General features: G+C 47.9%; 9 protein-coding genes. 2 read left to right on the forward strand and 7 right to left on the reverse strand.

Annotated elements, in window-relative coordinates; all coding sequences use genetic code 11:
- Positions 1-169: 169 nt before the first annotated feature.
- Positions 170-436 (forward strand): type 1 fimbrial protein, encoded by a 267-nt coding sequence (locus E2I14_RS16790; RefSeq protein ID WP_206105666.1) that lies wholly within the window; start codon positions 170-172, stop codon positions 434-436.
- Here E2I14_RS16790 and E2I14_RS16795 read toward each other — a convergent pair.
- From E2I14_RS16795 to hemE, 6 genes are all read right to left on the reverse strand, one after another.
- Positions 433-1,503, reverse strand: coding sequence for a fimbrial protein (locus E2I14_RS16795; RefSeq protein WP_133330661.1), 1,071 nt, complete (start codon positions 1,501-1,503; stop codon positions 433-435). The genes E2I14_RS16790 and E2I14_RS16795 overlap by 4 nt on opposite strands.
- Positions 1,500-4,325: a fimbria/pilus outer membrane usher protein gene (locus E2I14_RS16800; RefSeq protein ID WP_133330663.1), complete on the reverse strand. Its 2,826-nt coding sequence runs from the start codon at positions 4,323-4,325 to the stop codon at positions 1,500-1,502. Before E2I14_RS16800 ends, E2I14_RS16795 begins: the two co-directional genes overlap by 4 nt.
- A 30-nt stretch (positions 4,326-4,355) precedes the next feature.
- The gene (locus E2I14_RS16805) at positions 4,356-5,099 is read right to left on the reverse strand and encodes a fimbrial biogenesis chaperone (RefSeq protein WP_133330665.1); all 744 of its coding nucleotides are present in this window, start codon (positions 5,097-5,099) and stop codon (positions 4,356-4,358) included.
- Positions 5,100-5,204: 105 nt separating this feature from the next.
- Positions 5,205-5,747 (reverse strand): fimbrial protein, encoded by a 543-nt coding sequence (locus E2I14_RS16810; RefSeq protein ID WP_133330667.1) that lies wholly within the window; start codon positions 5,745-5,747, stop codon positions 5,205-5,207.
- A 261-nt stretch (positions 5,748-6,008) separates the two neighbouring features.
- A complete protein-coding gene (locus tag E2I14_RS16815) occupies positions 6,009-8,033 on the reverse strand; it encodes a primosomal protein N' (protein ID WP_406675718.1) in 2,025 nt (674 codons plus the stop codon).
- Positions 8,034-8,455: 422 nt separating this feature from the next.
- On the reverse strand, positions 8,456-9,541 hold the full coding sequence (gene hemE, locus E2I14_RS16820; RefSeq protein WP_133330669.1) for a uroporphyrinogen decarboxylase: 1,086 nt from the start codon (positions 9,539-9,541) through the stop codon (positions 8,456-8,458).
- Between the two features lie 1,441 nt (positions 9,542-10,982).
- Between hemE and E2I14_RS16825 the strand changes: the two genes are divergently transcribed.
- Positions 10,983-11,963 (forward strand): LysR family transcriptional regulator, encoded by a 981-nt coding sequence (locus E2I14_RS16825; protein ID WP_133330671.1) that lies wholly within the window; start codon positions 10,983-10,985, stop codon positions 11,961-11,963.
- Positions 11,964-12,029: 66 nt separating this feature from the next.
- Here the strand turns inward: E2I14_RS16825 and E2I14_RS16830 are convergent, their stop codons facing one another.
- Positions 12,030-12,488 carry an Lrp/AsnC ligand binding domain-containing protein gene (locus E2I14_RS16830; protein ID WP_133330673.1) on the reverse strand — a complete coding sequence of 153 codons (459 nt, stop codon included), beginning with the start codon at positions 12,486-12,488 and terminating at the stop codon, positions 12,030-12,032.
- Positions 12,489-12,611 lie beyond the last annotated feature (123 nt).

The following is a 12,611-nucleotide window of genomic DNA, read 5'->3' on the forward strand; positions in this document are numbered from 1 at the left end:
CCAAGCACCGTCCAAATTCAAGGACAAAATTGCCCCCTAAGGCAAAATAAATATCTCTAATTCCGCTAAACACTGCCCTTCCGAGCGCCGATAACTACATAGGTAATTCGGCATTTGCATCGGAAGGGTGGGGATTGTGATCACTAAGTCACGATTGTTTTTTTGTCTGTTGAGTTTAAGCACGGCGCTAGCTAATTCAAGCTACGCGACCGATGGCACGATCACATTTACAGGTCGCATCGTTGAGCCGACTTGTTCGATTCAACTCGATAATCCCAGCACTGCCAAACTCGCGCAATGCGCTGCCAAATCAGCAAAAGTAACCAGCCAAGTGGTCGCTCCGCAACCGCATATGTTGGTCTGGCGCGCCAATCAAACCCAGCAAAAAGACCTTCCCGTCAATCAATGGAAAGTCATTCAAATCACCTACCTCTAGTTGTACGCCATCGTAAACGTCGCTGACGTTTTAGCCGATCCCGCAACCACCGTGCCCGTTCGAATAAAGTAAGCCGTAAAGGGGAAGGTGTAAGTTCCGTTAGCATTGTTCGCTTGCAGCAGAAATTGATTGGTGTTGCCAATCACGTTCGAGTCAGGGCCGAACTTTTGTACCGTGCCGTTATATTGAATTTGCACGCCCAATCCTGCGGCGGTTGAGGTTGCGCTCAGCGGCAAAATATTGGACGTGTTTCCTGCGCCCACACCAACGCCGCTGTTATCCGTTAAGGTCGCGTAAATCGAAGTCGAACTTCCATTGGGCCCTTGCTGACAAGTGACTTGAATTGAAAACGGAATCGGTGAAGAAGTCGACCCCACCGACGGAAAATGCGAAATCGGAAAAGCGCCCAAGGCCACTGCAATCGGCGACGACGAGGTCACCGCGCAACTAGGCTGAGTAAAGTTGACGACCAGCGGCGTCTGCAAATTAATATTGAACAGCACAAAGTTGCCTTGCTGCGGCAAAACCAAACTACCAACGTTTACGGGTAAGGTGCCACTGGCAGTGATTGGTCCAGTTTTTACAAGTTGCAATTGCACCGGTAACGATGCTTGAGCAGTAAATGTCGTAGCAGCGCCTTGGGTAATAGTGATTGGCCACAGCCCGGTGTTGCCGCTGGTGTTACTGAGTTGCATACCGATACCGGGAATATTGGTTGGGTAGGTGTTGCTGGTAGCAACGCCCACGCCCTGATACACCAATTGAGTAAAGCTGGTCGTGCAAGTGACCGTGAATGTGCCAGAGTTACCGGTGAAGGTGCCGGTGTACAGCACCGAGCCAACCGCGACGTAAGGATTAATCATGATGCTAGGCGGAGAAGAAATTGTTTTCACCACCGTTGTTGGATTTAAGGTGCAACTGGCAAAACTTTTCCACGGCATCAGTAACAGCACCAACATCAGCAAAGTCGTCGCCAACGCGGATAAGCGCGCGCTCGGGTTGTGCTGTGATGGCGTTCGATTCATGGATGAAATCATCTGTGTTTGGCATTCATGTAAGGTGCTCATTTTGTGACCAATTCCTGTTGCGGCGTCGCGCACGTTAGCGTTAATTGCTGATACGGTTGATCCGTTTGCTTCTCCGTTTCAGGTGGAATGGTGTACGACGTGGTGCACTGTTGGTCGCTTTCGCTACCCCATTTAATCGTCAAACTTCCGTGTTCTGCCAAGGTGCGATTAAAGAAGCGGCCCCCTTGCGCCAACATGCCGATGTCTTTACCTTTTTCATCCAACACTGTTGCGCCTAGCGGCAAGGCTTGTCCATCGTTGCGCAGTATCGTCATCAGCACTGCACGGCCTATCGTGGTAGAGAATTTTAGTAATACGATGGCACCAGCGCGGGGCGCGATTTGTTTTGAGGTAGTTTCTAACTCAACGTTGATCGAACTTCCTTTAGGATCAAGCACGACTTCATTCGTAATGTAGGGCGTCAAGAACGGCACGATCGCATAACCATTTGAGCCAACTTTATTTGAATACGAACTATTGACCGTTGCGCCCTCAGCACCCGGCGCATACACGATACCCACTGTCTCACCTAAGCTTGGCGACAACAACACGCCGCCTGAATGCACAATAAGCGCGCCGCTGGCATTGACCGATGTTTGGGTTGATTTGCCGGTGCTGTACGAGCCGCCAATTTGACCGAACTGCCCTGAATATTGCATTCCAGCGCCGACGTTGTTGGTGCTGGCATTAGAAAACTCACTGGCTCCGGCGTAGTTGTCGTAGAGGTTGTAGCTGGTGCGCGAGTTTTCACCGAGCGTTCCATTGAGCGCAACTTGGGTTGAGGTTTGGTGGTCGCCGTAAGTAGTGGTCGTGTTCAAAGTCGGATGACGAATACTGCCTTGGTCGCCAATCGGGAAGTTCAATCCGACGGTCCATAAATTATGGTAAATCCCAAACGCGTCGATAGTGCGGCCGATCGACACACCTAGATTTCCCCAACTAAATCCATTGGTGTATCCCGCCTGATAATTGACGGCGCTGGGCTGTCCGTCCCAATAGCGCTGTGCGGTTCCGCTGGCGTATAAGGTTCCCAATCCGTCCGCTAATGGTTGATTGAGTGAGAGCTGAAAGGTACTGCGCGGGACAAGGCGTTGCGATGTGCCTGCGGAATCGCTAGGTTGTGTATTGAGAATCGCCGCGTCGCTCAAGGTCATAAAGTCACTGGTCGAATAGCGATATGCCGCCATACTAAAATTAGTCTTTGTTTGCTCAACGATCTTGCTGTAACTCAAGCGCCAGCTGTGTCCTAAAATCGAATTGTCGCGCGGAAGTTGTTTAGTGAGCGAGCGCGTTAAGTCTAACGAAATGGCGCCATACGAGGTATTTAACGCTTCGCCAACTTGGAATGAATCGTAATACGACGAGGCGATAATTCCAGCGTAAGCAGTAATACCTTTTAGGAAGCCGCGTTGATAAGTGAACTCACCAAACAAAGGCGCATCGTGCTGCACCACGTTCATCAATTTACCGACCACCGCGCTGTAACGTGAAGCGTCGGGACGCAGCAATAACACGCCGGCGGAATAGGGCACGACGTACTGTTTTTGTCGGCCATCCGCTTCGCTAATTTGCACCACAAAGTCACCGGCAAAACTGCTGTTGTACATATCCTCAATTTTGAATTCCCCCGGTGGCACGGTGGTTTCATAGACGATGTTTCCGCCTTGGCGAATCGTAACTTTGGCGTTGGTTTCGGCCACGCCGCGAATCACCGGTGCGTATCCGCGTTGGGATTCTGGCAGCATGCGATCATCACTTGCTAACATCGCACCGCGAAACGCCACGCTGTTAAAAAGATCGCCATTGCTGTAAGCGTCACCCAAGGTTAATTGAGATTTGAGGCTGGTGACATCGTGCTGAGCATATGCGTTAATTGTTTGCCAGCGCGAAGATTGCTGCACGCTGCCATCAACGCTGATTCCGTTGCTCGACGCCGCTTGGTTGGTACCCAACGTCGTGCCGATGTTGGTAACACCGGTAAGTCCTGCAGCGGTGCCGATATTGGTTGTGGTGAGGCCAGAATTGGGATTGCTGCTAACGACAGAATTAGTGCTGTTGGATTGGCCGCCACTTTGGCTATTGTTGTAGCTGGTGTTGTAACGCAGACGCCAACCTTCTAAATTGATGCCTAAATTCATTCCGGCATAAACCTGCTCGGTTGAGCCTAGCAACGAGTTGCGATAGGAGTTTACGTTGTAACTCAAAAAGCCCGCGTTAATGCCTTCTTCCCATTCCTCGGGCGACACATAGCCGCGTGAAATGCGGGTTAAATATAATTGCGGAATACTCACCACCAACTTCAAATCACCGGAATCAAAATCGACCGTGGCGGCGGGAATCTTAGCGACGACATCGACACACGCGTCATTTTTCAACTCAGCAAATTCCACCGCATCCGGCAGACTTTTAACGTTGACACCAAGCTGCTCTAACAGGCCCTTGGTCACGCAAGGTTGCGTGCGGTCGGTGCCGGGAATGGCTTTGACTTCGATATCGCGTCGACCTAACCATTGTTTGTTGATATAAACATCGACCCGGTAATTGCCGGGTTGTACCACGTTGCCTAAGGTGTAGCGCGTGACATCGATGTTGTCACTTGCACCGGACAACATCGCTGGATTAAATCCGCTGTACTCAAAGATAGGCGTGCGCGGGGCACCGTTGATATTCGCACCAACATTGCCGCTGGCGTTGGCGGCAGGCTCGGCGGCGGCAGCGGCTAAATTGGCGGGCGTGGTGGCATGCGCTTTTCCCAACATGACAACAGACAGCGACAGCAGCGCAATCTGTTTAATCCAAGTGTTGGGGCGCGAACGGTTCATGAATTTCTACTTCGCCAAACGATACATTTGCTAGGGCGTTAAGCTGTTAGTGTGCTTTACTGCCGAACCAAAATCATTGATGGTGACGTACTCCAATTGACTTGCTTGGGTGGGGATTTGCTTTAAGTCGCGCACCACAAATTCGGCGCTCGATTTGGGGGCAATCATGCTGGTAACTACTTCGTAGGTTTTGTCGCTAATTACGATTTTTGCGGAGTCCATCGATACGTTAAAAACGCTATCGTTTTTGCCTTGCAACACAACACCATCTGCATTTTGATGCAAAGTCCATTGCACTTTATCGGCAGCAGCAAAGGACGAACCGGGTAAGCCAGTTGGGCGATAGAACAATTTCATGCGGCTGCGAATCGCAAGCTGCATATAGTTCGCGTCATCGGCACTTTTGGTCACCGGCATCGGCGGCACATCCAAAATATTGAGCCAAAATACCGATTCGCGGTCCGTTGGCAACGGGTCTCGAGCGTAGATAATCCGCACTGTTTGACCTTTGTTGGGATCGACGCGGAAGATCGGTGGCGTCGCGAAGAACGGCGATTTGCCAGTTTCTGGCGTGGACTTAGCGTCACCGGAATCCAACCACACTTGCACTAACGATGGCGTGGTCGAATCATTGTTGATACGCAGCGTGGCTTCTTTATCTTCAGCGTTATAAATAACGCGTGTTCCGTTAATGATTACGCCAGCATTGGCTGACAATCCTGCTAATGATGCTAGGCACCAAGTCAACAATACGAGTGAGTGACGTAATTTCATATTTTGTGTTTCTGACAAGCAACATTATAAAAAAGAGGCCATCGAAATGGCCGCTGTTTGATGAGCAAACGCGGTTTGCTCATCCCTACTAATTGTCTTGCTGGATTAGTTGTAGACCAAGGCGTATGTCACGTTAGTCGATACGGCACCAGAGCCCGCTGCGCCAGTGGCGTAGTATTGAGCGTAGTAATTCAAAGTCAACGCGCCAGCTGCTGAAGTCGTGCCGCCTGAACCTGCGCCATTGTTCGCGCCAGTGGCGATGTTGATTGGGTTCAACGCTGAGTTAAGAATTTGAACTTCTACGTTTGCTGCTGGACCAGTAGCGGCTAAGTTTTTCAACGCGCCAGTCGCTGAATCCAAGCTAGTGTTGTTCACTTCGAACAAAGCGTGTACTGCTGTTGATGCTGGGCAACCAGTCAACACTAATGGGAACAATGTTGGAGCAGCGATGTTACCGGCAGCAGCCAACGCGTTTTTATCTACTGGTGGCAACGCGACGGTAAAACTTGCGCCAGAACCGCCGATTACGCAAGAAGTTGCTACAACTGTGCCAGTAAATGTGATCGTACCGTCAGAAGCTTGTGCAGCATTCACACCGGTAACGCCAAGCGCCGCAACAAGAGCGCTGATAAGTAATTTAGCTTTCATGAAAATCTCCAGGGACTAATTTGTGTAATTGTTTAACGTTTAAAAAGTGAATAAAGCTGACAATCAACATTAAGTTAGCGGCGAAAATGAATGCTTTTAATCATGATTGTTGGGCGGATTATAACTGTACAAAGTTTCTTAAAGAAAACTTTTTCCGGTTTTAATTGTGAAATATCGTGTAATTCGCACAAAAGAGACAGTTAACATTTGGCATTGTCGTTTTTATTAGTTAGTTGACGTTTCAACTAACTTCTAGCGGGCTTAAATATCGACCGGATCGACTTCCAGTGACCAATTAATTCTTGGTTTGATTTGGCGAAGTTGGTGTAACCACTCTTTTAAAAATGCTTGCAAACCGGGGCGGGAGTGCGATTCGATCAGCAATTGCGCTCGCTCCGAATTGGCCATTTTCATCAATGTCATCGGGATCGGGTCGTGCATCGTGATGTGTTCAGGCACGTTTAATTCGGCGGCTTGTTTTAGGAATGCAATCGCAATCGACAACTCTTTAGCTTCGGCGCGCAGCAAAGCTTGGTAAATAAATGGCGGCAATGCCGCTTGTTGCCGTTCAAGCAGACATTCTTTGGCGAAGCGCGGGTAATCGTGTTTTTTGAGCGCTTGGTACAGCGCGTGTTGCGGGTAACGTGTTTGAATCAAGACTTCGCTCGCGCTGCCGCCTTCTTTCTGAGCCGCCCGCCCTGCGCGACCAGAGACTTGCATTAATTGTGCAAATAAGCGTTCACCGGCGCGATAATCTTGCGAAAAAAGCGCTGTATCCGGATTAATCACACCGACTAAGGTCAAGTTTTTGAAATCATGGCCTTTGGCAACCATTTGGGTGCCGATCAAAATATCGACTTCACCGCGATGCACCGTATCGAAGGCGGCTTGGGCGCTGCCTTTTAAGCGAGTGGAATCGGCATCAATCCGCCTAATTCTGGCATCCGGAAAAATCGTTTGCAGATGTTCTTCAATCCGCTGGGTTCCCCGGCCCAATGGTTGGATATCCACATTGCCGCAGGTCGGACAAGATTTAGGAATCCGAATCTCTAAACTGCAATGATGGCAGCGCAGTTTGTGCTCGTTTTTATGCAGGACTAAAAACGCACTACAGCGGGTGCAATTGCTCATCCAGCCGCAAGCATCACAAGCAATCACGGGCGCATAACCGCGACGATTTAAATAGAGTAGTGATTGCTCACCTTTCTCCAAGCGCTCTTTTAACGCGGAGATCAAAGAAAAGGTTAATCCTTCTTGCGGCTTATCTTTGGCTAAATCAATCAAGCGCATCGTCGGCAACACCGCCGCATCCACCGCGCGATTGGGCAAGCTTAATTTGGTGTAGCGGCCAGAAATCGTGTGTTGCCAGCTTTCTAATGACGGCGTGGCCGAGCCCAGCACGACTGGGATATTTAACTGGCGGGCGCGCCAAATCGCTAAATCGCGGGCTGAATAACGCAAGCCTTCTTGTTGCTTGTAAGAAGGATCGTGCTCTTCATCGACGATGATTAATTTCAATTGCGGCAAAGAAGCCAAAATCGCCAAGCGCGTCCCCAAAATCAAACTAGCTTTGCCGCTATGCGCCGCCAACCAATGCAAAGTACGTTCGCCTTCAGCCATGCCGCTGTGCAATGTTGCCACGAACAAATCCGGAAAACGCGCTTGCAGGTGACCTTGTAATTGGGGAGTTAGATTGATTTCAGGCACCAAAATCAAAATTTGCGGCGCAGGCGCACTCGGCACGGCGCGGGCCAAAATTTGCGCGGCGGCTTGCAAATAGACTTCGGTTTTGCCACTTCCGGTTACGCCGTACAGCAAACTGGTATCAAATCCTTGGGCGGCGACGATGTGATCAACCGCGGTTTGTTGCTCAGGGTTCAGTGGCGGCGGATTGCTGGCTTCGCCCGCCTTGATTGGCACGCTTAGTTTTTTTAGCGCTTTGTCCAACGCTGTGGTTTTGGCAGCGCGGATATTTTTGGGAACGGACGGCAGCGCGACTTCGCCCAACGGACGTTGATAATAGTCGGCGGCAAAGGCGCACAAGGCGATCCATTCAGGGGAAACTTCGGTGAGCTGAGAACGAACGGCAATAACGGGTTTAAGTTTATCCAGCGGGACGTCCGAATCTTGCTTAATTGCAACGATTAAGCCGACCATTTCACGCCGACCGAATTCCACCGAGGCAAATTGCCCCAGCCGAGGAATTTCGTCCCCGCTCCATCGGTAATCAAAAACGCGATCCAACGGCGTATCTAACGCAATTTGAAGAATTCGCTCGATCTGCAACTTAATGTACTTCCTTAAGAAGTTAGCCAATCAATGGGAAATTAAACGGTTTTTTGCTAGACAACCCTGTGGACAACTTTGTGGAAAAAGCGATGCGGATTGAATTAATTCTGCAGAGCAACAATTATTTCACAAGGTAAAATTTTCTGCTAAACACATAAACTCTATTTAAATCAATGACTTAAAAAATAGTTTTGGTTTTCTAAAAAAACTATTGACAGCAATTAGAAATTAATTTTTTTGTGCATAACTTAGTAGGATTTCCAACTAAGCACCTTTGTTAAGTTTCTGATTCGCAAGCCTAACAAAGGCTTTTATCGCCGCAAGCCGCATGAAATAACACTGTTGCGGCGCACAACCCTGTTCGCGATTATCTTGCGGCTCGGCTTATTGGTTTGTAGGTAGCAGATTTACCGTTTTGTTTAAGTGGTGCGTATCTTTTTGCTGAATTCGTGCACCGCGTCAACTAACACTTCGACCGATTGCGGCGCAGTAAATTGAGAGATACCGTGACCCAAATTAAAGACATGACCGCTGTCGGCAGACGGTTTGCCAAAGCTTTCAATCAATTGTTGCACCTGCGCACGGATTTGATCGGGATTGGCAAACAGCGCCATCGGATCGAGATTGCCTTGTAGGGCCACTTTATGACCAATTTGAGCGCGTGCCTGACCTAAATTGACTGTCCAGTCCAACCCAACGGCATCGGCGCCTATATCGGCGATTTGATCAATCCACAATCCACCGCCTTTGGTAAAGACGATCGACGGAATGGAAACGCCATTTTTTTCTTTTTTCACTAAACGCACCACTTCGCGCATGTAATTCAAGGAAAACTCTTGATAAGCACCGTCGGCCAAGACGCCGCCCCAGGAATCAAAAATCATGACCGCTTGCGCGCCCGCATCGATTTGGGCGTTTAAATACGTTGCGACCGCTTGCGCGTTCACACGCAAAATGTGATGCATCAAATCTGGACGGTTGTACAACATCGTCTTAATTGTGCGGTAGTCTTTCGAGCCGCCGCCTTTGACCATGTAACAGGCCAAAGTCCACGGGCTGCCGGAAAAACCGATCAGCGGAACACGGCCATTTAACGTATTCCGAATTTGCGTAACCGCATCGAATACGTAGTTCAACTTGTTCATATCTGGCACTTGCAACGCCAAAATATCTTTTTCGTCCTGCAACGGGCGCTCAAACTTAGGGCCTTCGCCGTCTTCAAAATACAAGCCCAATCCCATCGCGTCTGGGACAGTCAAAATGTCCGAAAACAGGATCGCCGCATCTAACTTGAATCGGTCTAAAGGTTGAATCGTGACTTCGGTTGCGTAGTCTGGATTCTTGGCCAGCCCCATGAACGAACCCGCTTTTTGTCTTACAGCACGATATTCAGGCAAATAACGGCCCGCTTGACGCATTAACCAGACCGGCGTGTGCTCGGTAGGCTGACGGCGCAAGGCGCGCAGGAAAGTATCGTTCTTTAATGGGACGTCGTTAAATGCCATGGCAATCTTTCTTCAATGCTATAAATTCAGACCGACATTATCGCTTAAATTGCCTTTAGTTAAAGCTGTTTTAAATCAATGCCTATTAATTGGCTGGATAAATTCACAGTGAAGTTCTTCTGTGGATAACTTTGTGAATAGATTTCAAAACTAAGTCAATATCTTTTTTCCAAATGCTTGATTGAAAGCATCATGTAAGTCGCAAAAATGGATTTATCTCAATTCAATCAATCAGTTACAGAGTTTTCTTAATTTAGAGTTTTACCTGTTCACAGTTTCTAACCATTTGCCGATTTTTGTGCATAACAATTGCTGGCTGGACTTCTTGCAAGCCTATATTTCATGCTCGTTGCAAGGCTGTTTTGACCTGAAAGCGTGAATATACGTAGAAATACGTAGCAGCTCGTTGAATTGATCGACATTAGCCGACGATTCCAATTTGGGGACTTTGTCCTACAAGCATCTCTTGGCCCAACGTAAGATTTTGTCTGACAAAAAAAATGCCCAACTAGTCGCTGGGCATGAATCCTTTATAACAACAAGGAGGAGGAGACGTTCGGTGCAATGTATTTATTTGTTGTTACTTCTTCGATACAGAGCAATATATATTCTTTGTGAAATAAATCTATACCCTATTTAGGGCATTTTACAAAAATTAAAAGAGCTGTTTTTCACTCGAGTAATTTTTATCTCACGTAGTTATCTTAATGGCCTTGTGTTTCCTGCTCATGACGTAACGATTAAATTGACGCTACTTTTTAACAAATAATGGCAGTTTCTTAAGCAATTGGGTTGCCACAAAGCACAACGGAAACAATATCGCCCAAGAAACTAACCAAACCTCTAACTTAGCCGTTATTAACACCCAGTTAGAAATCATCATTATTTGTGTCAAGGCACTCAGCAGCAGTCCAACGATTCCGCTGGCAATCAATGCGGGTAGCAGTGAGACCAAAATGTTGGATTCAGCCAATACTTGCTTTAAGCTGGGTTGCAATGAATTAACAATCTGCATTGTTATGATGAGGTAACTTTTGAGGGATATAGTGCTGAGACAGAATTACTGAAATTGTGCGCGATTGGGGCTTGCGCTTTAATTCTGACGTTGTTGATGACTGATTTGCTTTAAATAAAGTCGCGATGCGCGCCAGATTCCCAGCAGCATCGGCTTAAACATAACGATTACTACGCTAACTGCCGTTAAAACGAGGAGAACACTCGTCATTTTCATTAGCGTTGGTACGGCTGCTAATAGTGGCTGGATGAAGTTAGCTAGGGACATTTTTTTCTCAAAAACAATAATAAACAGGGAATGACGCCACTATATTGCAGCGCAATATATAATTCAAATTCCGATTTATCATACCTGTTATGGTTTTTGTGAATGACCACGTGGCGATTTATTACTTAACCTTGCCCAGCGTTAGCGCAAAAGGCTTATATGAACTTTCTTACTTTAGATCTCAATTTATTGCGCGTCTTTGATGCCGTCATGATCGAGCAAAATCTGACGCGCGCCGCCGATAAATTGGCGATGACGCAGCCAGCAGTCTCGAACGCGTTAAAACGTTTGCGCCACGCATTCAATGATGAATTATTAATTCGCACAGCCTACGGCGTAAAACCAACTCCACGCGCCGAAAGCGTTTGGCCTGCGATTCGTGAAGCGTTAAGTAAGCTCGAAGCAGCGATCGCGCCGCCCACGTTTGATCCGTCAACGGCAATTGCCTCGTTCAGAATGGCGATGGCCGATTCAACCGCGGCTTACTGGATGCCATATCTCGTGCGCGAAATTGAGAAAACTGCGCCCGGCATCAATGCGCGCATGGTGCCGCTAACAACCCGCGATCCGCGCAATATGCTGCTGCACGGCGACATTGATATTGCGGTGGGATTTTTCCCAGGCGTAGTGTCGCAAATGACCGGAGGACAAAGTTCGACCAATAACGCGATTCGCCACGCCAGCTTGTATACAGGTCGCTATGTATGTGTGATGCGTAAAGATCATCCTTTGGCCAATGAACCGCTGACCTTGGACAACTATTGCAACGCGCATCATTTATTGGTGAGTTTCTCAGGCAGAGCGCACGGCTTAATTGACGAGATTTTGAACGGCATTAACCGCCAACGTCATATTTTGCTAACCGTAAATCAATTTTTTACGGCAGGTCGGGTCGTTGCTAGCTCGGATTTATTGACCGTGTTGCCGCACCATTTGATTTCGTCCACCGGTGTGCAAAATCAATTGATCTGGAAAGAATTGCCAATCGCAACGCCAGCGGTCAATGTGGATATGTTGTGGCACGAGCGCGAGGCGCGCAATCCAGCGCATCGTTGGCTAAGAGAGAATTTAATGAGCTTGGTGGAAATGACCTTAAATTCGGAAAATCCCCAAATCGAACATCAACATGCGCTGATTTAAGCGCGAATCCACCAATGCAAAAAGGGCGTTATCTTTTCTGATAACGCCCTTTTTAATTTGATCAATTTACTTGATCGGCAAATGGGTGGTGTTTTTAACTTCTTCCATCACCGCATAGGTATGGGTTTCGCGCACGCCGCCAAGTTGCAGCAGCGATTTGCCTAAGAAATCGCGGTAAGCATTCATGTCTTTTACCCGCGCTTTGACAAGGTAATCGAAGCCGCCGGCGACCATATGACATTCCAACACTTCAGGAATCGCTTGCACGCCGCGCTTGAACGCATCAAACACGTCTGGCGTGGTGCGATCTAAGACGACTTCAATAAATACCAATAAAGCGACATCTAACAATTGCGGATTTAATTGGGCGGTATATCCTAGGATATATCCTGTCTCTTGTAACTTGCGAACGCGCTCTAAACACGCTGCGGGTGAGAGATTAACGCGGGTGGCTAACTCTACATTGCTGATGCGGCCATCATTTTGTAATTCCGCAAGAATTCTTTTACTGATTTTGTCGAGCATAAGAAAGTCTCATGTGTAAATTATATTCGGTTGAATTTTCTCACAAAATAGAAAATTTTGCTATTAAGCGGAATTTCCAGAATTAATCATTGGTAATTCCTTATAAAATCGTTGCACTATTAA

Origin of the sequence: Sapientia aquatica (genome assembly GCF_004358105.1) — a bacterium.
Lineage (GTDB): Bacteria > Pseudomonadota > Gammaproteobacteria > Burkholderiales > Burkholderiaceae_D > Solimicrobium > Solimicrobium aquaticum.

What these genes read in the sequence shown, in the direction of transcription:
- E2I14_RS16795 (WP_133330661.1), bottom strand. Translation starts at nt 1,503, where the DNA reads ATGAGCACCTTACATGAATGCCAAACACAGATGATTTCATCCATGAAT.
- E2I14_RS16800 (WP_133330663.1), bottom strand. Translation starts at nt 4,325, where the DNA reads ATGAACCGTTCGCGCCCCAACACTTGGATTAAACAGATTGCGCTGCTG.
- E2I14_RS16805 (WP_133330665.1), bottom strand. Translation starts at nt 5,099, where the DNA reads ATGAAATTACGTCACTCACTCGTATTGTTGACTTGGTGCCTAGCATCA.
- E2I14_RS16810 (WP_133330667.1), bottom strand. Translation starts at nt 5,747, where the DNA reads ATGAAAGCTAAATTACTTATCAGCGCTCTTGTTGCGGCGCTTGGCGTT.
- hemE (WP_133330669.1), bottom strand. Translation starts at nt 9,541, where the DNA reads ATGGCATTTAACGACGTCCCATTAAAGAACGATACTTTCCTGCGCGCC.
- E2I14_RS16825 (WP_133330671.1), top strand. Translation starts at nt 10,983, where the DNA reads ATGAACTTTCTTACTTTAGATCTCAATTTATTGCGCGTCTTTGATGCC.
- E2I14_RS16830 (WP_133330673.1), bottom strand. Translation starts at nt 12,488, where the DNA reads ATGCTCGACAAAATCAGTAAAAGAATTCTTGCGGAATTACAAAATGAT.